Here is a 23898-nt window from a genome sequence, read left to right as displayed (position 1 = left end):
GACTGTGGCCGCGTCCCCTACGGCGTAGGGGCGGCGCGGTACACGAAAGGGGACGGGGATCGGGGTGACCTGAGGGCGGGAAGCGCGGGCGGAGCAGCCACCGCTCTTCGTGGTCCGCCGGTCCTCCGCACCGCGGAGGGGCGTCCGGACAGCGGGCCGATGTGGTCGGCCGGCACGGAGCTACAGGTCTGGCGGGGTGGGGAGACCGGCCCTCAGCCGGGGGACTCGGGGATGTCCCGGTGCCGGTCCCGGGTCCCGCCCGGGGTGTCGGTCGCGCGAGCGCCGGGCACGAGGCTCAGCGGCGCCGGGTCGAGAGCGGCGACGGCGTGCGGCTCGGCGTGCCGGGGCCCGCCGTTGTCGAGGGAGGAGTGCCGTCCGAGGGCACCCGTGGGAACACCGTCCGGGGCGTGCCGCGCCGGCACGCGGACGCCGGGCGAGCCCTCTGCGTCCAGGTCGCCGGCGGTCCGGTGCGGGGCCGGCACGGCGGCCGTACCGCCGACCACGGCCTTCGGCCCGTACGTGACGGAAGCCGGACCGGTGGCCCCTTCGGTGTCATGCCCGGCGCCACCGTCCGAGGCCGGGCCCGGGTTCTCGGGCTCCCTCGGCCCCGACTCCTGGGGCACGCCGCCGACGGGCAGGGACTCGACGGGCAGGGTGTTCCATTCGGGCAGCCCGGGCAGTGGCGGCAGCTCCGGAAGCCCCGGCACTCCGGGCAGCGACGGCAGGGTCACCTGCGGCAGCTGCGACGTCACCCCGCCCAGCCCTCCGGTCACCGACTCCACGAGGTCCCCCACGGGCACCACGACACCCTCGGTGACAGGCCGCACGACCGACTCGGTGACCGGGCGCACGACCGACTCGGTGACCGGGCGCAGGGCATCCCCGACGACCGGCTCCAGGACGCCGCCGGTGACTCCCTCGGTGGCTCTCTCGGACGCCGGCCGCACGATCCGCTCGGTGACGGGCCGCGCCACATGCTTCGCGACAGGCTTCACGGTGGTCCCGGTGACCGGTGCGGCCACCTCGGCGACCGGCCGCACCCTTCGCTCGGCGACCGGCCGTACGACGTCTTGCGTGACGGCGGTCAGGAGGGACGGGGACGGCGAAGTCGGTGCCCCGTCCGCGGCGCTCGCCCGCTCCCCGCACACAACGCCCAGCATGAACAGTCCACCCACCAACAGCGCCACGCGCACCAGACGGCACCCGGCGGCCCCGCGCAGCACGCACAGGACGCCACCGGCACCGGGAAGCGCGGTCGCTGGGATCAAGACGGAAATTCCTCCGGTGCGGCGGAACGGCGGAGTACGGGGCGAAGATGCGCGAGATGCGAACACCCGTGTGAAGGCTGTGAAGTGTTGCCGATCCTCGCACGGGACGTCGGCCGCCGCACAAGCCCCCTGTCACCGACGCGTTCTCATGTCCGTTTTTCAACCTCCCTTGTCCGGTTACCGCCTGCCACCCCGGCCGCGACCGCCGCCACCCGCGACCGCTCCGCCTTCACGCACGGCCGTCGCTGCGCCGTTGCGCGCCGCCGCCGGCCCGCCTTCACTCGCTGTCCGGTATCTGCAACGGCCGCTTCTCGATCGCCGCCGCCATCACCTCCGGAAAGAGGTCGGGCGTGCAGGCGAACGCCGGTGCGCCGAGCGCCGCCAGGGCCGCCGCGTGCTCGCGGTCGTACGCCGGCGTTCCCTCGTCGGAGAGGGCGAGCAGGGTCACGAACTGCACCCCCGACGCCTTCATCGCCGCCACCCGCTTCAGCATCTCGTCGCGTATGCCGCCCTCGTAGAGGTCGCTGATCAGCACGACCACGGTGTCCGCGGGACGGGTGATCTGCGACTGGCAGTACGCCAGGGCCCGGTTGATGTCCGTGCCGCCGCCGAGTTGGGTGCCGAAGAGGACGTCGACCGGGTCGTCGAGCTGGTCGGTGAGGTCGACGACCGCCGTGTCGAAGACGACGAGCCGGGTGCTGACGGACCGCATGGACGCCAGCACCGCCCCGAACACGGAGGCGTAGACGACGGACGCCGCCATGGACCCCGACTGGTCGATGCAGAGGACGACCTCCTTCTTCACCGACTGCGAGGCCCGTCCGTACCCGATGAGCCGCTCGGGCACGACGGTCCGGTACTCCGGCAGGTAGTTCTTGAGGTTGGCCGCGATCGTGCGGTTCCAGTCGATGTCGTGGTGGCGGGGCCGGTTGACGCGCGCGCTGCGGTCGAGGGCGCCGGTGAGGGTGGCCCGGGTGCGCGTCGCGAGCCGCTTCTCCAGGTCCTCGACGACCTTGCGCACGACGGCCCGCGCGGTCTCCTTCGTCGTCTCCGGCATGGCCTTGTTGAGGGAGAGCAGGGTGCCGACGAGGTGGACGTCGGCCTCGACCGCCTCCAGCATCTCCGGCTCCAGCAGCAGCGCGGACAGTCCTAGGCGGTCGATGGCGTCCCGCTGCATCACCTGGACGACGGAGGAGGGGAAGTACGTCCGGATGTCCCCCAGCCACCGGGCCACGGACGGCGCCGACGCCCCGAGTCCCGCCGAACGGTCCCGCCCCGTCCCCGGCTTGTCGCCCTTCCCGTACAGGGCGGTCAACGCCTGGTCCATCGCCGCGTCCCGCCCACCGAGCGCGCACCCGGTACCGTCCGCCGACTCCCCGCCCAGCACCAGCCGCCACCGCCGCAACCGCTCGGCCGTCACATCCGCCCCGGCCCCTGCCGTCATCGGTCCACCCCGCACGGAACCGGGCCCAGAGAGGCATCACCGTGACCGTGGTCGGACGGTCGCCCGAGCGCGGCCCGTGTCCGTGTCCCTGCCCGTCCCTGCCGCCCCCGCCGTGGCGGCCCGCCTCGGCTCACGCAGTCCGTCACTCGTCATCCCGCCACCCCCACAAGGCCGTTGTCGCCGGCCTTCTCGTGATCCGTCTTCTCCTGCTCGGCCTGCTCCTGCTCGGTCTTCTTCTGCTCGGCGTTCTCCCGGTCTCCGTGAGCGCCCTGAGCGCCCTCGTGGGCGTCGTCCAGGCCCAGCAGCAGCCGCACCACCGGCAGCACCGCGTCCGCGCGGTCACCGTCGAGTTCGTCGGCGAAACCCGGTATGCCGCCACCGACGGCCGCCGCGCTCGTCGGCCGGCCCGGCCCGCGGCGGACCAGCTCGCCGAGGGTGCGGCGCACCCCCGGCTCGTACGCCGAGAACGTCCGGCGCAGCAACGGCAGTACGTCCGTGAACGCGTCCCCCGGAACTCCGGTGAGCCAGGCGTCCACCAGGCCCAGGAGCCGTTCGTCGTGGACCAGCAGCATCCCGCCGCCGGAGCCTCCGCCGACGAAGCCCTCGATCCAGGCCGCCGCGTCGGCCGGTGGCGTGCCCGGCGAGAGCACGAGCCCCATGAGCCGGGCGGCCTCGTCCTGCGCCAACTCCCCGTCGTCCAAAAGGAGTCGTACGGCGCGCCCCCGTATGACGCCGGGCACCGTGTCCCGCCCCGCGAGGACGTGGAGCACCGAGTGCCAGCGGGGCCGCAGGCCGCCGTCCCCTGGCGCCCGCTTCCCCGGCACTGCGTCGCCCAGCAGCCCCACCGCCCCGTGCACGGCGTCGACATGGCGGCGCATCTCCTGGGCCGCCTCCGTGTCGAGCGCGGCGCACGCGGGCGGCAGTCCGACGAAGACGCGCTCCGCGAGGCCCGCGGCGACCTCGGCCAGGGCCCGGGTGTCGGTGGCGCGGACGTCGCCGTAGCGCAGGGAGCGCACGAGGGCCGGGAGCGCCTGGGCGAGGTGGGCGACGTCGGCGTCGAGGGCCGCGCGGTCGGCGAGGACACGCATCACCACGGGCAGGGCGTCCGGGAGTTCGGCGAGGAGGCAGTGCTCGGCGAGGCCGGTGATGTCGGCGAGGGAGCCGGCCGTGACGGCGTCCGCCTCGGCCTTGGCGGTCGTCGCCGCGAGCACGGTGGTCCCCCAGACCCCGGCCTCGGCCACGCGTACGGACAGCTCGGGCTCCCAGCGCAGCCGCCAGGTCTCCCGGAAGGTGCCCGTGCTGCCGCGTGAGGTGGTCGGTTCGCCCCAGGCGACGCCGAGCAGCCGCAGTCGGTGCAGCAGCCGGCTGCGCTCCGCGTCGTTCTCCTTCCGCAGGTCGAGCTCCAACTCCCGTTCCAGGGCCTCCGGCTTGAGCCGCAGCCGCCGCTGGAGCCGGGTGAGGTCCCGCTGCAACGGCACCGCCGGCGCGGACTCCGGCACCTCCCCCAGGGCGTCCCCGACCACCAGCCGGTCCCGCACCAGCGACAGCGGTACGTCCGAGCCGTCGCACATCACCGCCCGTACGGCGTCGGTGGTCTCGGTGAGGCCGGGCAGCGGGCGGCCGCGCATCGCGGCGAGCGTCTCGGCGAGCCGTACCGCCTCGATGACGTGCGCGGAGGAGACGATCCGGTCCTCCGCGCGCAGCAGCCCGGCCACCTTGGTGAGCCAGCGCTCCACGGGACGGTCGGGCGCGCCGAACAGGTGCCCGTACCAGCCCGGCGAGTCGATGCCCGCGCCGTAACCGCCGGCCCGGGCCAGCCGCCGGTTCGTCCACGGCACCCAGGTCATGTCGGCCTTGACCTTGGGCAGCCCCTTCAGCAAGGCCCGGTCGGCGGCCACGGTCCGCTTCTGCCGCAGGGCGGGCACATGCCAGGCCCCGCACACGACGGCCACTCCGGCGTCCCCGTACTCCTTCTGCGCGGCCCGGATCCGCAACCGCATGTGCGCCTCGCGCACCAGGTCCCGGTCGCGGCCCCCGGTGCCGTACGTCTCCCGGAGCGCCCCCATGGCCTCCTCCAGCACGGTGAACGGCGCGAAGGCGTCCCCGCCCGTCCCCGGTGCTCGACCACGTCCTCCCACCACCGCTCGGCGTCGTCGTACCCGGCGGCTTCGGCGAGCGCGGCGAGCGGGTCGCCCCGCAGCGGCTCCTCCTCCGGCGACGGGGCCGACCCCTCCGGCTCGGCGTCGGCGTCCTCCTCGTGCCCCCGGGCCAGGGAGTGTGCGGCCGGCAGGTCGATGAAGCGGGCGGGGACACCGTGGGCGAGGGCCCAGCGGATGGCCACCCACTCCGGGGAGAACTCGGCGAAGGGCCAGAAGGAGGACCGGCCGGGTTCGTCGACCGCGTGGGCGAGGAGGGCGACCGGGGGCCGCATACCCTCGTCGGCCGCCAGCGGAATCAGCTCGTCCGCCTCCGGTGGCCCCTCGATGAGCACCACCCGGGGCCGGGCCGCGTCCAGAGCGGCCCGCACCGCCCGGGCCGACCCCGGCCCGTGATGCCGCACCCCCAACAACAAGGGCCCGTCGCCCGCCCCGTCGGCCCGGACGGCGCCGCCGCCCGGCGGCGCTCCCTCCACCCGCTCGCTCACGCGCTCACCTCCCGGCAGGCGCGGTAGAAGTCGGTCCAGCCGTCGCGTTCGCGGACGACGGCCTCCAGGTACTCCTGCCAGATGACACGGTCCGCGGCGGGGTCGCGGACGACGGCGCCGAGAATGCCGGCGGCGACGTCGGAGGGGCGCAGGACGCCGTCGCCGAAGTGCGCGGCGAGGGCGAGCCCGTTGGTGACGACGGAGATCGCCTCGGCGGTGGACAGCGTGCCGCTGGGCGACTTCAGCTTCGTCCGGCCGTCGGTGGTGACGCCGTCGCGCAGTTCCCGGAAGACCGTGACGACTCGGCGGATCTCGTCGACGCCGTCGGGCACGGCCGGCAGGTCGAGGGACCGGCCGATCTGGTCGACACGGCGCGAGACGATGTCGACCTCGGCGTCAGCGCTCTCCGGCAGCGGCAGCACCACGGTGTTGAAGCGGCGGCGCAGGGCGCTCGACAGGTCGTTCACGCCCCGGTCGCGGTCGTTGGCCGTGGCGATGAGGTTGAAGCCGCGGACGGCCTGCACCTCCTGCCCCAACTCCGGTATCGGCAAAGTCTTCTCGGACAGGACGGTGATCAGCGTGTCCTGGACGTCGGCCGGGATCCGGGTCAGCTCCTCGACGCGTGCCGTCATGCCCTCCGCCATGGCCCGCATGACAGGGCTGGGCACGAGGGCGTCACGGCTCGGCCCGTGGGCGAGCAGCCGCGCGTAGTTCCAGCCGTAGCGGATCGCCTCCTCCGGGGTGCCCGCCGTGCCCTGCACGAGCAGCGTGGAGTCGCCGCTGACGGCCGCCGCCAGGTGTTCGGACACCCAGGTCTTGGCCGTGCCGGGCACGCCCAGCAGGAGCAGCGCGCGGTCGGTGGCGAGCGTGGTGACGGCCACCTCGACGATGCGGCGCGGTCCGACGTACTTCGGTGTGACGACCGTGCCGTCCGGCAGTGTCCCGCCGAGCAGATAGGTGGCGACCGACCACGGCGAGAGCTTCCACCGGGCCGGCCGGGGCCGGTCGTCCTGGGCGGCCAGCGCGGCGAGTTCATCGGCGAAGGCGTGCTCGGCGTGCGCCCGCAGCACCTCGCCGTCCGGACGGGCGCCCGGGTGTGTGTTCGCGGGCGCGGACTGGTTGTGGCTCGGGTCGACAGTGGTCGTTCCAGCAGACGCAGGCATGGCTGAGTCCCCCTCCAGCTCGGCCGGTTCGGATCTGCTGACCACACTGCACCACGCCACTGACAATCCAGTCTGACCTGGGGAAATTGGATCGCGCAAGCCAATTGTCAGTGGTGGGATCTACCTTCAGAACATGACTCAGCAGGGGGTGCGCTGGACGGCTGAGCAGGTGCTGGCATTGGCACCTGACGCAGCGTCGCGCAAAGCCGGAAGCAAACTCGCCGTGGCCGGACCTTGGTCGTCGGCGGGTACTTCGGACGAGGGGACGGTGTGGGGACTATGCAAAGGCAGTGGCAGCAAGCCGTATCAAACAGTGATCGACGTCGCGGACTCCACCGGGCCCGCCTACAAGTGCAGTTGTCCGAGCAGGAAGTTCCCGTGCAAGCATGCGCTGGGGCTGCTCCTGCTCTGGGCGGGCGACGACACCGCGGTGCCTCCTGGGCAGGCACCGGACTGGGCGCAGCAGTGGCTTGCCGGCCGCCGCACGCGCGCAGCGGAGAGGACGACGAGGACGGACGCGGCATCTGGGGCCACGTCCGCTGACCCCGAGGCGGCGCGTCGCCGGGCCGAGCGGCGCGCCGACCGGATCACCGCGGGCGCGGCGGAGCTCGAACAGCGCCTGACCGACCTGTTCCGCGGCGGCCTGGCCGCCGCGGAACAGGCGGGATACGCGCTCTGGGAGGAGACGGCGGCCCGCATGGTCGACGCCCAGGCACCCGGACTGGCCTCACGGGTGCGGGAGTTGGGCGCGATACCGGGCTCGGGGCCCGGCTGGCCCGTCCGCCTCCTGGAGGAGTGCGCCCTCCTCCATCTGCTGGACCAGGGCTGGCTGCGCCGCGACCACCTCCCGGAGGGCCTCGCGGCCACGGTCCGCTCGCGGATCGGCCTGTCCGGCTCCCCGGACGGCCCACCGGTCCGCGACCAGTGGCTCACTCTCGCCCAGTACGACACCTCCGACTCCCGCCTCACCACCCGCCGCATCTGGCTGTACGGCACCGGGTCGGGCCGTACGGCACTGCTCCTCTCCTACGGAGCCGCGGGCCGCGCCCCCGAGTTGTCGCTCCCCGTGGGGCTGGCCTTCGAGGCGGAGGTCGCGGCGTACCCGGGCGCGGGACAGCTGCGCGCGGCGCTGGGCGAGCGCTTCACCGCGCCCGAGCCCTCGTCCGTACGCCCGCCGGGCATCACCCCGTCCGAGGCGGCCGCGCGGTACGGCGCGGCCCTCCAGGACGACCCCTGGCTCGACGCGTACCCGGTCACGCTCACCCGCGTCATACCCGCCCCGGACGGCGACTCCTGGCAACTCATCGACGCCGACAGCGATCTCGCCCTTCCTCTCACCTCCTCGGCCCGCTCCCGCCCCGGCCTCTGGCGCCTCATAGCCCTCTCCGGCGGGGCACCCGTCACCGTGTTCGGCGAGTGCGGGCACCTCGGCTTCACACCACTGACGGCCTGGGCAGCCGAGCGAGAGGACGCCCAGGGATCCACCGGGCAGGCGGTGGCCCTGTGTTGAGTCGAGCCGGCGGACGGGCCGCCTCACCTCTTCCTCGGCCCCGCCGCAGCCCATCTGCTTCACCCAACCGTCAGCGCACGGAAGGACCCCACATGAGCGGCACCACAGGCGACGCTCCCTCCTCCACGCCGACCACGCCAGTGCCCGCCTGGGAGGAGCTGGTCACCACCGCCTTGCTCGGGACGGATCGGCGTACGCCGCCGGGGGCGGTGCCGGGCCGGGACGCGCCGGTCGCGCTGCTGGACGCGGCGGCCGTGGCGACCGTCCGGCGCAGGGCGGGGATACGGCCGGTACGGGCGGCGGCGCGACCCGGACCGGCGGCACCGGACTCGCGTCCGCCCCTGCCACCGGCCGCGACGAGGCGGCTGACGACGCTGCTCACCGACCGGCCCGGCACCGGCGGGGGACGCCGGGGCGCGGCACCCGACCTGATGGAACTCCTCCCCCAGTGGCTGGCACTGGCCAACGCCTACGGTTACGCGGCACCTCCGGAGGCCCTGCCCGCCCTGCTGGACGCGGCCCGCGGCCGTACGGATCTGCGTCCCGCCGTGCTCGCCTTCGCGGGCGCGCGGGCGCTGTGGCTGGCCCGGCTCAACCGGGACTGGCGCTTCGCGCTGCGTGCGGCGCCCGGTGGTGGCGCGGCGCTCCCCGGCTCGGACGCGCCCGAGCGGGTCCGGCAGCTCTGGCAGGAGGGCCTGTTCGCGGAGCGCGTCGCCCTGCTCACGGCGATACGGGTTCGGGACGCCGCCTCGGCCCGTGAGGTGCTGTCGTCCACGTGGGCGACGGAGCGGGCCGAGGACCGGCTCATGTTCCTCGACACGCTCCGTACGGGGCTGGGGGCGGCGGACGAGCCCTTCCTGGAGGCCGCGTTGGCCGACCGCAGCCGGAACGTCCGTGCCACGGCGGCGGAGTTGCTGTCCGCGCTGCCGGACTCGGCGCTCGCGCGGCGGATGGCGCAGCGGGCGACCGCGTGTGTGGCCGTCGACCACACCGGCAGCGCGTCGGCGGCTTCCGGGGCACCCACGATCGTGGTCGAGGCCCCGCACGAGTGCGACCCGGGCATGGAGCGCGACGGTGTGCTGCCCAAGGCACCGGCCGGCCGGGGGGAACGGTCTTGGTGGCTGGGCCAGTTGGTGGAGGCAGCGCCGCTCGGGGCCTGGTCGCGGCGGTTCGGGGGGCGTACGCCGGAGGAGATCGTGGCGTTGCCGGTCGCGGACGACTGGCAGGGCGAGTTGCACGGGGCGTGGTGCCGGGCGGCTGTGCGGCAGCGGGATCCCGGGTGGGCGCGGGCGTTGCTGGGGGCGCCGTCCGCGCCGGAGGCCGGCGGGCCGGGCGCGGTGTCGCTGGCCGAGCGGGCGAAGCTGCTGGCGACCTTGGAGGGCGGGGAGCGGGCCGAGTGGGTGGCGGGGTTCATCGCCACGCACGGCTTGTCGGAGGCGTTCCAGCTGCTCGGGGTGTGCGCGGTGCCGTGGGCGCCGCCGCTGGGGCGGGCCGTGGTGGACGCGCTCAACATCGCGCGGGACGCGGGGAGTTATCCCTGGAGCTTCAGTGGTGTGATGGGGCTGGCCGAGCGGTGCCTGGACCCCGCGGAAACGGTGCGTCTCGAACCGCTGACGGCCACGCCGGAGGACGCGGAGGACGCGGCTCCGGGGGCAGGGGGGTACTGGGCGGAGGCGTTCCAGCGACTGACGACGACGTTGCGCCTACGGGCGACGATGAGATCGGAGCTGGCACCGCCGGGGGTTCATGAGGTTGGGGGTGTGAGGGGTGCGTTGTCGGGTGCGGGTGAGTGGGGGCTGATCGCGCAGTTCCCGCGCCCCTGAAAGCCCAGACCCCGCCGAGGCCGCACCCGACAACGCACCCCCGGCCGCCCCACACCCGTTCAAGCCCCCGCAGGCTGCCGCACGTTCGCCCGTACCCACTCCACGATCGACGCCGTCGTCGCCCCCGGCGTGAAGATCTCGGCCACTCCCTTGTCCTTGAGCGGCGCGATGTCCGCCTCGGGGATGATGCCGCCGCCGAAGACGAGGATGTCCTCGGCGTCACGCTCCTTGAGGAGTTCGATGACGGCCGCGAAGAGCGTGTTGTGGGCACCGGAGAGGATGGAGAGGCCGATCGCGTCGGCGTCCTCCTGGATCGCGGTGTCGACGATCTGCTCGGGAGTCTGGTGGAGGCCGGTGTAGATGACCTCCATACCGGCGTCCCGCAGCGCCCGCGCGATCACCTTGGCCCCGCGATCGTGGCCGTCGAGTCCCGGCTTGGCCACCACCACGCGGATCGGACCGGCTGCCACACCCATCACTGCCTCCATGAAACGACTGCACCAACCCATGACCAAGCGGCCGAGAGCGCCGCACGAACCAGGCGAACCGCGCACATCACGGCCTCAGGTCCATGAAACACCTACCCGCACCGCCCACCGGGGAAGTGAACGAACGTTATCTCCAGGATCCCGCAACCGGCAGTTTCGCGGTGGAGAGCGAGGGGGAAATCACACGGTGGGACACGTTCGCCGCGCACTGCTCCCGGATTCCGCGGCTCACGCGTCGCGGGGACCGAGGTGATCACGGAGGTGATCGCGGCATCCGGACCGTTTCCGGGCCGCCGGCCGGAGGCTCCCGTGGCGTGCGCGCCACGGGGAGGCGTGCGCAAGGAGAGTCGCCGGAAGGGGCCGTACCGACCCACCGCCCGCGGGAGGCCAGGGCAAAGGACGGATCGGCACCGGCGGACGACAGAGGGCAGGGCAGCGGGGAGTCAGGAAGAGCAGGACCCCTCGTCGCGTGGTCGGCGCCTCACACGTCGCACACGCACCGCACGTCACGCACGCGCTCCACACGCACCGCGTCACGTCGCATCGCACCCGCCGTCCGCCGCTCGCACCGCCGGTCTCTCCACTAGGCACACGGGGGACAGAGCCGTCCGCCCGTGTGCGACGGGAGGTCGGGCATGAAGGTCACCAGGGCGGTCGCGCCCCTTGTTCCGCTCTGTGAGCGCTTCCTGCCGACCCGGCTGACCGGTCTGTCCGTGGCCCTTCTCAAGGCGACCGCCCTGGAGTTGGCGATCCTCGCGGGACATCTGCTGCTCTATCCGTCCGGGATGACGCAGGAGCGGCGGGCCACGCCCACGCTCCCCCCGTCCGACGCGCCCCGGCTCCCCACGGAGGAGAAGCCCCCGGTCGTCCTGCTGCACGGCTTCATCGACAACCGCTCGGTCTTCGTCCTGCTGCGCCGCTCCCTCGCGGGGGCCGGCGCCCGGCATCTCGAATCGCTCAACTACTCACCCCTCACCTGCGACATCCGCGCCGCCGCCGAGTTGTTCGGCCGGCGCATAGAGGAGATCTGCCAGCGCACGGGCCAGGAGCGGGTGGACATCGTCGGCCACAGCCTGGGTGGACTGATAGCCCGGTACTACGTGCAGCGCCTCGGCGGTGACCACCGTGTCCGTACGCTCGTCACGCTCGGGACCCCGCACGGCGGCACCCGGGCGGTGCCGCTGGCGGACGCCCATCCGATCGTCCGGCAGATGCGGCCGGGTTCGGACGTGCTGGAGGAACTGCGGGCACCGGCACCGGACTGCCGCACCCACTTCGTGGCGTTCTGGAGCGATTTCGACCATGTGATGGCACCAGTGGAGAGCGCCTGCGTCGACCATCCGGACCTGATGGCGCAGAACATCAGGGTCACCGGGATCGGTCATCTCGCCCTGCCCGTGCACCCGGCCGTCGCCAACGGGATCCGAGAGGCCCTCGACACCTCACGGACGGGCGCCCGCGCCACCGCCCACCCCGGCGACCTGACGGTGGCATGAGCCACGCCGACCAGCGGACGAGAACCCGGCGACAGGACCAGTGACGCTCACCACAGGGCGACCAAACGCGGACGTAAGGTTGTAAACGTGGCGCACGCCCACGCGCCCCCATCACGCGCCCGACTCTCGACACCCCTCCCCACGGCAACTACGCGCCCCATGCCGAACCCGCGGCCACCCGGAGGAACGTCTCGCCCCGGTTCTCACGGGCGTCCCGCATGCCGCACACAGTGGTCGACCATCGAACAACCTTCGAACGCCAGGCCAAAGTCGTGCCCACAGACCGCCGAAAGACGCTCGAATGCCCGTTTCCTGCGCGCGTGAAACCCGTTGAAGATTGTCGCGCCCGCATACCGCCGGGTACAGTCACCGCACTGCTCTGCCAGCCCCTGTCGTCGAGGCGAAAGAGAAGTTGGTGAACGATCGTCACCCGTCGGGGACCGCAACACCCCCGGCTCCGGCTCCTGAAGCCGAACCGGCGCACTACGCGTCGTACGGCCACCAGGAAGCCGGCTACGGCGACTTCACCACGTACGGCGATTACCCCGCTACCGGTGTTGAACCCGGCTCCCACGCGAACGCGACGGGCACCTTCGCGGTCGACCCCCTCTTCGGCGACATGCCGGGCAACGACAGCGGCACCGGCTCCTACGACGCCACCCAGTGGTCGACCGGCGGCCACCAGACGCTGAACTACGACCCGTACGCCGCGCAGCACCAGGCCGCGTACGACACGGGCAGTTACGACACGACGTCCTGGTCGTCCGGTTACGAACACCTCTCCCAGGTCCCGACGCAGCCGACGGGCCCCGACGCGAGCGGCCAGTGGGACGCGAACGGCTGGCTGCAGACCGAACAGTCCGACGACGCGGACCAGTTGGGGCAGGGCGGCCAGACCCAGCAGTGGACCGGCACCCAGCACTTCGACACGGGCGCCTTCGACGCCACCCAGTGGAACAGCGACGGCACACCCGTCGGCGACGAGCACGGTGGCGGCGCGGCCGAGTCCTACGAACACTCCGCCGGCGCCCCCGAGTCGTACGACGCGCACGACCACCCGCAGACCGTCGTGGTGGACCTGTCGGCCGAGGGCACGGACTTCCACCAGCAGGCGACCGCCACCTTCGAGCAGATCGCCCCGTACGACCAGGACGAACACCCCTCGGCGGACAGCGAGTTCGAGACCGACGGCGCGGACCGCGCGGTGCTCCTCGACGGCGAGGAAGAGATCACCGCCGCGGCCACCAGGAGCGCGGGCCCCGGCCGGGCGGCCACCCGCGCGGCCTCACGGTCGCGCCGGAAGGCTCCGCCCAAACGTTCCGCCCTGCTGACCGTGGCCGTTCCGTCGGCCTGTGTCATGGGAGTCGCGGGGATCGCGGCGGCCTCGGTCGGCGCCACATCGGACGACACGGAGACGTCGGCGTCGGTCAAGTCGGACGCCACCGCCGTGAAGCCGTCCACCGCCAACAACCAGCTCGACACCCAGCTGGAGAGCCTCTCCGCCGAGGCCGACGACTTCGCCGACCGGGCCAGCCGGACGCAGGAGCGCATCGACCTCAAGGCCCAGCAGGTGCTGGAGCAGAAGAAGGCCGCCGCGGAGGCGGCCCGCAAGGAGCGCCTGCGGCCGAAGTTCGCGCTCCCCGTCGCCGAGCGCGGACTCAGCGCGTACTACGGGCAGTCCGGCGTCAACTGGATGTCCCTGCACACCGGCATAGACTTCCCCGTCTCGTACGGCACCCCGGTGATGGCCGCGACCGACGGCACCGTGCGCACCCAGTGGAACAGCGCCTACGGCAACATGGTCATCGTGACCGCCAAGGACGGCACCGAGACCTGGTACTGCCACCTCTCCACGTACAAGGTCGCCTCCGGTACGACCGTCAAGGCCGGCGACACCATCGCCTACTCGGGCAACTCGGGCAACTCGACCGGGCCGCACCTGCACTTCGAGGTCCACCCGGCGGGCGGCTCCGCCATCGACCCGCTGTCGTGGCTGCGCAGCCACGGGCTGGACCCGACGTAACAGTCAGCCGGCACCCGCCTGGCGCGCACGGACAAGACGAGAAGGGCCCTGCTGAGCAGGGGCCCTTCTCGTTGAGCACGGCGCGGGGCGCGTCCGCTACAGCTTCTCCACCGGCGCGTACCGCAGCAGCAGCCGCTTCGGCTTGGTGTCGCCGAAGTCGATCGTCGCCTCCGCGTTCGCTCCCGAGCCCCCGACGCCGACGACCGTGCCGAGGCCGAACTGGTCGTGCGTGACACGGTCGCCCACGGCGAGGGAGACCACCGGCTTCTCGTCGCCGCGGCGGGTCGCGAAGCCGGACGCGCCACGGGCCGAGGAACGGGAGCGGGAGGACGACAGCGACGCCGCGATACCGGCGGCCGGACCCGAGGACACCGGCGCGGAGGCACCCGTGCGCTTCCACTCCAGATGGGTGGCCGGGATCTCCTCCAGGAACCGGGACGGCGGGTTGTACGAGGGCTGTCCCCAGGCGCTGCGCAGCGTCGACCGGGTGAGGTAGAGCCGTTCACGTGCGCGGGTGATGCCGACGTACGCGAGGCGGCGCTCCTCCTCCAGTTCCTTGGTCTGGCCGAGGGCGCGCATGTGCGGGAAGACGCCGTCCTCCATGCCGGTGAGGAAGACCACCGGGAACTCCAGGCCCTTGGCGGTGTGGAGGGTCATGAGCGTGATGACGCCCGAGCCGTCCTCCTCCTCGTCGGGGATCTGGTCGGAGTCGGCGACCAGCGCCACCCGCTCCAGGAAGTCGGCGAGCCCGGCGGAGGTCGTACCCGCCGCACCGCCCTCGGTCTCGCCCTCCGCGACACCGGCCTCCTGCTCGAACTCCAGGGCGACCGCGGCGAGTTCCTGGAGGTTCTCGATCCGGGTCTCGTCCTGCGGGTCGGTGGATGCCTGCAACTCGGCCAGATAGCCCGTGCGTTCGAGGACGGCTTCCAGGACGGTCGCCGGTCCGGCGCCGGACTCGACGACGGTCCGCAGGTCCTCCATCAGCGTGTTGAACCGCTTGACCGCGTTGGTCGACCGGGCCGCCATGCCGTACGCCTCGTCCACGCGCTTCAGGGCCTGCGGGAAGCTGATCTTCTCGCGCTGGGAGAGGGCGTCGATCATCGCCTCGGCACGGTCGCCGATGCCGCGCTTGGGCACGTTGAGGATGCGGCGCAGGGGGACGGAGTCCTCGGGGTTGGCGAGGACACGCAGATACGCGAGGACGTCCCGGACCTCCTTGCGCTCGTAGAAACGCACGCCGCCGACGACCTTGTAGGGCAGGCCGACGCGGATGAACACCTCTTCGAAGACACGGGACTGGGCGTTCGTCCGGTAGAAGACGGCGACGTCACCGGCCTTCGCGTCGCCCGCGTCCGTCAGTCGGTCTATCTCGTCGGCGACGAACTGGGCCTCGTCGTGCTCGGTGTCGGCGACATAGCCGGTGATCTGCGCACCGGCGCCCGCATTGGTCCACAGGTTCTTCGGGCGGCGGGACTCGTTGCGCTCGATGACCGCGTTGGCCGCGGAGAGGATCGTCTGCGTGGAGCGGTAGTTCTGCTCCAGCAGGATCGTCGTCGCGTCCGGGTAGTCCTCCTCGAACTGGAGGATGTTACGGATGGTCGCGCCGCGGAAGGCGTAGATCGACTGGTCCGCGTCACCCACGACGCAGAGCTCCGCCGGCGGCACGTCCCACTCGGCCGGTGGCACGTCCACCGGGTGCTCGGAGGTGCCGACCAGCTCTCTGACCAGGGCGTACTGGGCGTGGTTGGTGTCCTGGTACTCGTCGACGAGGACATGGCGGAAGCGACGGCGGTAGTGCTCGGCGACGTCCGGGAAGGCGCGCAGCAGATTGACCGTCGTCATGATCAGGTCGTCGAAGTCGAGCGCGTTCGCCTCGCGGAGGCGGGACTGGTAGAGCGCGTAGGCCTGGGCGAGGGTCTTCTCGAAGCCTCCCCCACTCTCGGCTCCGCTCGAGCGGGAGGTGCCCCCACCGGCCTGGGCGGCGAAGTCCTCCTCGTCGATCAGCTCGTTCTTCAGGTTCGAGATCTTGGCGCTGAAGGACTTCGGCGGGAAGCGCTTCGGATCGAGGTCCAGATCACGGCAGACGAGCGCCATCAGCCGCTTGCTGTCGGCGGCGTCGTAGATCGAGAAGGAGGACGTGAAGCCGAGCTTCTTCGACTCGCGCCGCAGGATCCGGACGCACGCGCTGTGGAAGGTCATGACCCACATCGCGTGCGCGCGCGGGCCGACGAGCTGCTCGACGCGCTCCTTCATCTCACCGGCGGCCTTGTTGGTGAAGGTGATCGCGAGGATCTGGCCCGGGTGGACATGCCGCTCGCCGAGCAGATGGGCGATGCGGTGGGTGAGCACCCGGGTCTTGCCGGAACCCGCGCCGGCGACGATGAGCAGAGGGGAGCCGGCGTGCACCACGGCCGCGCGCTGGTTCTCGTTCAGCCCGTCCAGAAGGGCCGCCGCGTCGAGGGCCGGGCGGGGGGCACCGCCTCGGTAGTACTCGTCCCGGTCCGGTGGCGCGTCGAACTTCCCGCCGAACAGATCGTCCGGAAGCGGCTCCGGTACATGATCGTCCTCGGGCGGCGGCGGGGGCTCCTCCGCGTGGCCGCGGGGGGCCTGGAGGTCCGCCAGGAAGCTGTCGTCAAAGAGGCTGCTCATCGCTCTCCGAGTCTAGGCGCCCCCACTGACAGCGAGGGGCCGCCCCGGGAAGTCCACACCCACCACTCACCGCGCTCACCTCACGACGGTGAGCGATCGAGCCTACCGCCTGTCGCGCGCAAGAGGCTAAGGTCACGAAAACGTATCGGGCATATCGAACATCAACCTTCACACGGGACCCACGAGTTGGCTAACTTCTTCCCTTGGGTCGTACGACACAACCGGCGAACGTCGCCGGGCCGCACGGCCCCCGCCGAGTCCGGTACGCCTCTCGCGGCGCCGGAGCCGGGGACCCACCGACCTCTGGGGTGAATCGACCCGACCGCCGCTCGCGGCAAGGGTCGTAGGGCAAACCTTCCGAAGCTTGCGCCCGAACCCGACAGCTAACTCGGTAGGCGGACTACGGAAGGAGACGCCGCACCATGGCGCCGCACCGCAAGCCGCGTCCGACCGGCCGGACACGCGCGGGCATACGCACCCCCGCTCTCGCCACGGCCGCCCTCACCTCCGTGGCCCTGCTCTCCCAGACGGCCACCGCCGCACCCTCCGACGACGACAGGCCGAGCCTGGAGGAAGTCGAGAAGAAGGTCGACGACCTCTACCGCCAGGCCGGGTCGGCGACCGAGAACTACAACGCGGCCAAGGAGAGGACGACCAAGCAGAAGAAGAAGGTCGACACCCTCCTCGACGACGTCGCCAAGCGCACGGAGAAGCTCAACGAGGCACGGGAGGAACTGGGATCGTTCGCCGCGGCCCAGTACCGCAACGGCGCGTCCGCCCCCGACCAGGCCTCGCTGCTCCTCGCGGACAACCCGCAGGACTACTTCGACCAGAACCAGCTGATGGACCGGCTGACGGACCGTCAGAAGCAGGCCGTCGACGCGTACGTCACCGAGCAGGCCGACGCGGCGGAGCAGCGCCGGACCGCGAGCGACAGCCTCGAGAAGCTCACCGAGTCGCAGAACGCCCTCAAGACCAGCAAGGCCAAGGTCCAGGCGAAGCTCGCCGAGGCGCGCGAACTGCTCTCCACCCTCACCGCCGCGGAGAAGGCCCGGCTCGCCGCGATCGAACAGCGCGAGCAGGAGGAGGCCGACCGCAAGGCGGAGGAACTCGCGCGTCAGCAGGCGGCGCAGCAGGCGAGCCAGGAGGCCCCGAGCACCCAGGAGACCCAGGGAGGGACCGCCGCCGGCACGGAGACGTCTCCCGGCACCAGCGGGACCACCGCCCCCGTCGAGGACTCCACCTACGCCGCGAAGGCCACCAAGGCCCTGGCATTCGCCCGCGCGCAGATCGGCAAGCCGTACGTCTGGGGCGCCACCGGCCCCGGCTCCTACGACTGCTCCGGCCTCACCCAGGCCGCCTGGAAAGCCGCCGGCGTCGACCTCCCGCGCACCACCTACGACCAGGTCGAGGCGGGCACCACCGTCCCCCTCTCCGACGCCAGGCCGGGCGACCTTGTCTTCTTCTACGACAACATCGGCCACGTCGGCATCTACATCGGCAACGGCATGATGATCCACGCCCCCAAGCCGGGCACGTACGTCCGCGAGGAGTCGATCTTCTACGACGGCGAGTCCTCGATCCACAGCGTGGTGCGGCCCGCCTGACCGGGGTGTAGGGCCGCTTTAGATCTGTCGGATTCTCAGCGATCTGTCGCCAACTTGTCGTTTGCGGCAGATCGCTGAGAATCGCTCCGCAGAGTGATGTCCCGTCGCATCGAACCCCGGCTTGTCGCACGGATCTGTGCACTGAGCTTGCGCAGGGAGGGCCGAGACAGGTTTGAGTGAGACTGTGTCCGCTTTGGGGTGGCTCTTGTCTCATTACAGGTGGCTTGTCCCAATCCAGCGGACATCGTCCTGGTGTGGACGATGAGGGGAAGCCGCTGAGCGGTGAGGGACGGGCGGCCGGTTCCGAGGTGGCCTGGGTCCGGGATGGTGTCGAGGTACGCAGGCGAAGCGGCACAGCGACTCAACGTCGCCCCCCACCAGCTTCCGCCGCGTGAGATGGTCGCGCCCATGATCGAGAAGGTGCCGTGATCTCATGCCCTGCCTGTCAGTGGTGATCGCCATCATGGGGATATGACCAACCCCAACCTGACCACTGGCAGTATCTGGCGGCTCCACCACGGCGACCAGGAGATTGTCCGGCTGACCGTGACCGGCGCCGATTGGCCCTGGACTCACGCCGAAGTCGAGACACTTCCTGGCTTTGAAGAGTTCCGTCCCCTCTTCGCTGAGCAGGAGCGGGCTGTCGACGAGGAGGACTGGGAGCAGGCCGACGCCTGCTACACCCAGATCCGCAGTGCGCTCACCATGACGTTTCCCGATGGCAGCCCGGTCGCTGAGTTCATGCTGCACATCCACGACGACGGCACCGCCGGCTGGCGCTGGCACGACGAGCCCTTCGATGCGGTGAACCAGTGACGCGCTGGCTTCGCTGCTTCTGGGACGAGGAAGCCGTCTGGTTCTACTTCGAGCTGGACACCGATGGGTACGTGATCCGCCAAGTCGAGTTGCAGGAGCCCGGAAGCAAGGCTTTGGCCGCTGCCTCGCTGGTCGAGTGGCAAGAAGCCCAAAGAGACGGTCGGTTGGCTGAATACGAGAGTGTCTACGGTCTGACCGCGGAACCGCCTATCTCTGAGTGGGAGGGGCATGACCCGCAGTGGTTGTCGGCCGATGAGTTCGAGGTCGTTTGGTCGACCGCCCGTCGGCAGCTTCAGGATCGTCAGCGGAGACACCCTTCCTGAGCACGTCCGCTGCTGCGGCCTTTGTTAGGAAACTGTCATCTTCAGTGCGAAACCGAGGGTCGAGCGTCTCGCGACCCTGACAAGGACCTGCTCAGGCGGCATCACCCTCGCCATGATCCATGAGACGCGCCACCGGCACCGCCCACAGGTCTTCAACGACGCCTCGTCACTCCCCCCAGCAAGTCGCGGTTCAACCTGTCACCCCGCAGGTCAACGGCCCCGCCGCTGCAAGATCTAATGAGACGGGACAAGTGACTCTCGGCCACTCACAGCATTCTTGCGCTCTCCGGGCGCATGAGCCGCGGGTCGCCTCAGGTCCAGAGCACCGCGATGAAGACGTTGGCGGTGGTCAGCGCGCCCACCAGGGCGAAGAGCGGCTTCTCCACCGTCTCCTCGTCGCGCTTCACGTAGACCAGACCGAGGATCACGATCAGCAGCGCGAGCTTGACGCCGATCTTGATGTTGTCGACGGGCTGGTCGTCGGCCTGGTTGAGGCCGACGAGGAGGGCGCCGGTGACGAGCATCGTGAGGGCGCCGTGCAGCATGGCGGGGACGAAGCGGGCGGCGCCCTGGCCCATCGCCTTCATCTGGGTGAGGAAGCCGCCCAGGAGGGAGGCGATGCCGATGATGTGGAGGGCGACGAGGATGTGGATGAGTACGTCCATGCGCGGAGCCTAATGAGGTGCCCGAGACCCGTCGGACACCGGGGCGGCCGGACCGCAACCCTCGACCGGCACCCTCAGATGACCTTGCATATATGCGCTCCATAGCACCGAGGCGCCCCCGCCCGGTCCGAAATCGCCGCATCGGTCATCGCACAGCGTGAAGTCGGCGGCGCCGGGCCCGGATCCCGGTCACATACGGTCACCTCACGGTCGGTGCGCGCCACTTCCGTACAACGCGTTACCGAGCCATCACACCCAGGTTTAGCGTCCTCCCTCAGGTGACCGGCTCCCCACCGCCGCCCGGGCCAGGGGCGGCAGTCGGCCACCACCGCCGAGAAAGGTCCGGCGGCGTCCCGCTCCCCCTGTGCGGGCCGCCGCCGGACGCGTCACCGCTCCCCCCAGGCGGTCCGTACGGACAGACGATGTTCGTACTGCGGACGGCGGTCGTACGGAGAGGACGTGGACTCCACGTGGCAGCGCACCGCAAGCCCAGACAGCGCTCGCTCGGCGGCCATACGGCCCGCACGGCCGCGACGATCGCCCTCGCGGGCGCGGCGACGGCGACCGGTTTCGACGGCATCGGGCACGCCGACCCCCAGCTCACCCCGGAGCAGGTCAGGGCGAAGGTGGCCAAGCTGTACCAAGAGGCCGAGGTCGCCACCGAGAAGTACAACGGCGCGAAGGAGAAGGCCGACAAGGCTCAGGAGAACCTCGAGGAGCTGCGCGACCAGGCCGCCCGCCGCACCGAACGGCTCAACTCGGCCCGCGACGAACTCGGTTCGCTGGCGGCGGCGCAGTACCGGGACGGCGGCATCGCCCCCACCTGGCAGCTCGCCCTCTCCGCCGATCCCGACCAGTACCTGGACGGCGCCGCCCTCGCCGAGCGCGTCGGGAGCCGGCACTCGGCGGACGTGGCGAGCGTACGGAAGCAACTGCTGGACATCGAACGGCTGCGCGGCGCCGCCCGGGTCGAACTGGGCACGCTCAAGACCCGGCAGACCGAACTGAGACGCCACAAGAAAACCGTCACCTCCAAGCTGACCGACGCCCGTCAACTGCTCGGCCGACTCACCACCGAGGACCGCTCACGCTTCGACACCCGCAGCGGCGCCACGGGGCACGCCTCGCGCTCCTCCACCACCGCCCAGCGCGGCCTCACCGGCCCGGTCTCCCCCGTCTCCGCCACGACCGACGCCCCCAACTCCCGCGCCGCCGCGGCCATCTCCTACGCCTACTCCAAGATCGGCAGCCCGTACGTCTGGGGCGCCACCGGGCCCAACGCCTTCGACTGCTCCGGCCTCACCCTGGCCGCCTACCGGGCCGCCGGTGTCTCCCTCCCCCGCACCACCTACTCCCAGATCAACGCCGGCCCCCGCGTCGCCCGCTCCGACCTCCGCCCCGGTGACCTCGTCTTCTTCTACTCCGGCATCAGCCACGTGGGCATCTACATCGGCAACGGCCAGATGATCCACGCCCCCAACCCCTCCGCCCCGGTACGCGTGGCCCCCTGGACGAGATGCCGTACGCGGGGGCGACACGGGTGGCTTGAGCGGGGCCCTGAGCCGTGGGCACCGAGCCGTGGGCCCGAGGCTTGGGTCCGAGCCGTGGGCCTGAGTGGCGGGTGGGAAGCGGGTGGGGTGCCCTGCGCTGGGAGACACGGCGGGCGCGGCCGGACCCGCCCCGGCCGACCTGCCTCGCCGTCCCACCGTGGCGCTCCGGCCTCACACCAGGCGGCGTGCCGTCGCCCACCTCGTCAGCTCGTGGCGGTTGGAGAGCTGCAGCTTGCGCAGGACGGCGGACACATGGGACTCGACCGTCTTCACCGAGATGTAGAGCTGCTTGGCGATCTCCTTGTACGCATAGCCACGGGCGATGAGCCGAAGTACCTCACGCTCGCGCTGGGTGAGGCGGTCGAGGTCCTCGTCGACGGGCGGGGCGTCGGTGGAGGCGAAGGCGTCGAGCACGAAGCCGGCCAGGCGGGGAGAGAAGACCGCGTCGCCCTCCTGGACCCGAAAGATGGAGTCCACCAGGTCCGAGCCGGTGATCGTCTTGGTGACATAGCCGCGTGCGCCGCCCCGGATCACCCCGATCACGTCCTCCGCCGCGTCCGACACGGACAGGGCGAGGAAGCGCACGGGCTGCTCGGCATCCCCCATCAACGACGAACAGCGGCGCAGGACTTCGACCCCGCCGCCGCCGGGCAGGTGCACATCGAGGAGCACCACCTCGGGCCGCGTACTCGTGATCACCGAGACCGCCTGATCGACATCGGGGGCCTCCCCGACCACCTCCACCCCCGTACGGTCCGTCTGCCCGATCTCGGCCTGCACTCCCGTACGGAACATGCGGTGGTCGTCCACCAGCACCACCCGGACATGCCGCCCGGGACCGGCCGGTCCCGGTGCGCCGAGTGCGCTGGGCGCGGCGGCACCCTCGGGCGTGGAGGGCTGGACCGGCGTTTCCCGCCGGCCGGGCTCGCTGGGCAGGCCCTCTGCCGAACCCGTGCCCCGCGCGGCCGTACCTCCTGGTCCCCCGCTCGGCGTCGTGCCTGAGCCGCCCTCTGCGGCAGTGTCGTTGGCCCCGTTCGCGTCACTCATGACGTCGTCTCCGCCCTCTCCATCTCCAGCTCGACCTCCGTGCCGCCGCCCGGTACGACGCGGAGCCGCGCCGTACCTCCGTTGCGCTCCATGCGGCCGATGATCGATTCTCTGACGCCCATGCGGTCGGCGGGTATCGCGTCGAGGTCGAATCCTGGGCCGCGGTCGCGGACGGACACGAATACCGTCCTTCCCTCGACCTCGGCGTAGACCTGCACGGCACCGCCCTCGCCACCGTACTTGGCGGCGTTGACCATTGCCTCGCGCGCGGCCTGCATCTGTGCGGTCAGTCCCTCGTCGAGGGGGCAGTCGCCGACGACGACCACCTCGATGGGGACACCGTGCTTGTCCTCGACCTCGGCCGCGTTCCGCCGGACGGCCTCGGCGAGGGTGTCGGGCTCGTCGTCCTCGTCCTTCCCCGTGCCCTCGGGCTTGTACAGCCAGTTCCGCAGGTCGCGCTCCTGGGCGCGGGCGAGGCGGCGGACCTCGTTCGGGTTGTCCGCGTTCCGCTGTATGAGCGTCAGCGTGTGCAGCACCGAGTCGTGGACATGGGCCGCGACCTCCGCGCGCTCCTGGGCGCGGATGCGCATCAGGCGCTCCTCGGAGAGGTCCTGGGTCATGCGCACGAGGTACGGACCGGCCAGCAGGGCTATGCCCACGAGGACCGCGAGCGCCGCCTGCAGGACCGAGCCGAGGTGGGCGGCCGAGCCCTGGAGGACGAATATCCCGGAGACCCCCGCGGTGACCAGCAGGACACCCGCCACAGAGCGCAGCAGTGTGATCGTGCGTCGACGGCGGCCGACCTCGGCCCAGCGGGCCCGCCGCGCGTTGTCCGCCTGGCGCCAGACCAGGGCGACGCCGGCGGCGACGAGCACCGTCGGCCAGAGATACGCCCTGGCGCCCTCCCCGAGGTTCACATTGCCGACGAAGACCATGGCCACGACGACCATGAGGAGGAGGGCGACTATCTGGCCTCGGTCGGGCTTGCGGGCCACGAGCTTGCGGCGGCCGTCGGGGGAGATCTCCGTGGCGATGGCCGGAGGCCGCTGGTTGTCGACGCCTCCCACGCCGAGGGGGACGAAGAACCAGAACGCCGCGTAGACGAGGGCACCGAGGCCATCGGCCAGGAAGAGGCCGGCGAACACGAGCCGCACCCAGGTCACAGGCAGACCGAGATGTCCGGCGAGCCCTCGCGCCACGCCTCCGAGCCAGCGTCCGTCGCTGCTGCGGTAGAGCTTGCGCGGGGGCCGCGGAGTGTCGACTGGCAGTGCTGCGGCTTCCGGCATGCCATCGATGTTCACACGCACGGCCGAGCGAGGCATCAGGGTCGACCCCCGAGACGTCCCTGATCTTCGGCGCGAGCCTGATCGAACACATCCCCC

Annotated in this window: 15 protein-coding genes, 2 pseudogenes and 1 riboswitch; of the genes and pseudogenes, 8 read left to right on the top strand and 9 right to left on the bottom strand. The window is 71.7% G+C overall.

The genetic code is table 11. The features are described from left to right. Positions 1-212: 212 nt before the first annotated feature. From E4N62_RS30580 to E4N62_RS30565, 4 genes and pseudogenes are all read right to left on the bottom strand, one after another. Entirely contained in the window at positions 213-1268 is a 1056-nt protein-coding gene (locus E4N62_RS30580; protein WP_230219658.1) for a hypothetical protein, read from the bottom strand. A 277-nt stretch (positions 1269-1545) separates the two neighbouring features. Then, positions 1546-2712 carry a VWA domain-containing protein gene (locus E4N62_RS30575; protein ID WP_230219657.1) on the bottom strand — a complete coding sequence of 389 codons (1167 nt, stop codon included), beginning with the start codon at positions 2710-2712 and terminating at the stop codon, positions 1546-1548. Between the two features lie 149 nt (positions 2713-2861). After that, positions 2862-5344: pseudogene (locus tag E4N62_RS30570) on the bottom strand (DUF5682 family protein). 8 nt (positions 5345-5352) lie between these two features. Continuing rightward, complete coding sequence (locus E4N62_RS30565) at positions 5353-6519, bottom strand: AAA family ATPase (protein WP_230219656.1); 1167 nt, start codon at positions 6517-6519, stop codon at positions 5353-5355. Positions 6520-6652: 133 nt separating this feature from the next. Here E4N62_RS30565 and E4N62_RS30560 point away from each other — a divergent pair, with 133 nt between their 5' ends. Then, positions 6653-8029, top strand: a complete 1377-nt coding sequence (locus E4N62_RS30560) for an SWIM zinc finger family protein (protein ID WP_230219655.1) — start codon at positions 6653-6655, stop codon at positions 8027-8029. A gap of 92 nt (positions 8030-8121) precedes the next feature. Further along, a complete protein-coding gene (locus tag E4N62_RS30555; RefSeq protein WP_230219654.1) occupies positions 8122-9852 on the top strand; it encodes a DUF5691 domain-containing protein in 1731 nt (576 codons plus the stop codon). Positions 9853-9911: 59 nt separating this feature from the next. Here E4N62_RS30555 and E4N62_RS30550 read toward each other — a convergent pair whose 3' ends face one another. Continuing rightward, positions 9912-10328 (bottom strand): cobalamin B12-binding domain-containing protein, encoded by a 417-nt coding sequence (locus E4N62_RS30550; RefSeq protein WP_230219653.1) that lies wholly within the window; start codon positions 10326-10328, stop codon positions 9912-9914. 647 nt (positions 10329-10975) lie between these two features. On the opposite strand from E4N62_RS30550, the gene E4N62_RS30545 reads away from it, so the two are divergent. After that, positions 10976-11836, top strand: coding sequence for a triacylglycerol lipase (locus E4N62_RS30545; protein WP_230219652.1), 861 nt, complete (start codon positions 10976-10978; stop codon positions 11834-11836). Positions 11837-12251: 415 nt separating this feature from the next. After that, complete coding sequence (locus E4N62_RS30540; RefSeq protein ID WP_230219651.1) at positions 12252-13859, top strand: M23 family metallopeptidase; 1608 nt, start codon at positions 12252-12254, stop codon at positions 13857-13859. Between the two features lie 96 nt (positions 13860-13955). Here E4N62_RS30540 and pcrA read toward each other — a convergent pair whose 3' ends face one another. Continuing rightward, positions 13956-16508, bottom strand: coding sequence for a DNA helicase PcrA (gene pcrA / locus E4N62_RS30535; protein ID WP_230219650.1), 2553 nt, complete (start codon positions 16506-16508; stop codon positions 13956-13958). Between the two features lie 241 nt (positions 16509-16749). Further along, positions 16750-16922, top strand: a riboswitch (cyclic di-AMP (ydaO/yuaA leader). A gap of 8 nt (positions 16923-16930) precedes the next feature. On the opposite strand from pcrA, the gene E4N62_RS30530 reads away from it, so the two are divergent. The 3 genes from E4N62_RS30530 (at position 16931) to E4N62_RS30520 (ending at position 19254) form a co-directional block, all read left to right on the top strand. Next, on the top strand, positions 16931-18115 hold the full coding sequence (locus E4N62_RS30530) for a C40 family peptidase (protein ID WP_230219649.1): 1185 nt from the start codon (positions 16931-16933) through the stop codon (positions 18113-18115). 471 nt (positions 18116-18586) lie between these two features. Continuing rightward, on the top strand, positions 18587-18931 hold the full coding sequence (locus tag E4N62_RS30525) for a hypothetical protein (RefSeq protein WP_230219648.1): 345 nt from the start codon (positions 18587-18589) through the stop codon (positions 18929-18931). Further along, positions 18928-19254, top strand: a complete 327-nt coding sequence (locus tag E4N62_RS30520; RefSeq protein WP_230219647.1) for a hypothetical protein — start codon at positions 18928-18930, stop codon at positions 19252-19254. Before E4N62_RS30525 ends, E4N62_RS30520 begins: the two co-directional genes overlap by 4 nt. A gap of 311 nt (positions 19255-19565) precedes the next feature. On the opposite strand, the gene E4N62_RS30515 is transcribed toward E4N62_RS30520, so the two are convergent. After that, on the bottom strand, positions 19566-19919 hold the full coding sequence (locus tag E4N62_RS30515; RefSeq protein ID WP_230219646.1) for a hypothetical protein: 354 nt from the start codon (positions 19917-19919) through the stop codon (positions 19566-19568). Between the two features lie 470 nt (positions 19920-20389). Here E4N62_RS30515 and E4N62_RS30510 point away from each other — a divergent pair. Continuing rightward, positions 20390-21468, top strand: a pseudogene (locus tag E4N62_RS30510) (NlpC/P60 family protein). Positions 21469-21640: 172 nt separating this feature from the next. On the opposite strand, the gene E4N62_RS30505 reads toward E4N62_RS30510, so the two are convergent. Both E4N62_RS30505 and E4N62_RS30500 read right to left on the bottom strand, forming a co-directional pair. Beyond that, positions 21641-22516, bottom strand: a complete 876-nt coding sequence (locus E4N62_RS30505; protein WP_308185842.1) for a response regulator transcription factor — start codon at positions 22514-22516, stop codon at positions 21641-21643. After that, complete coding sequence (locus E4N62_RS30500) at positions 22513-23838, bottom strand: ATP-binding protein (RefSeq protein ID WP_230219645.1); 1326 nt, start codon at positions 23836-23838, stop codon at positions 22513-22515. The genes E4N62_RS30505 and E4N62_RS30500 overlap by 4 nt, the downstream gene beginning before the upstream one ends. Positions 23839-23898: the final 60 nt, after the last annotated feature.

This window comes from Streptomyces sp. MNU76 (assembly GCF_020982545.1).
Taxonomy (GTDB): domain Bacteria; phylum Actinomycetota; class Actinomycetes; order Streptomycetales; family Streptomycetaceae; genus Streptomyces.
The sequence above is the reverse complement of the archived record's forward strand: the minus strand, read 5'-3'. Positions and strand labels throughout refer to the sequence as shown.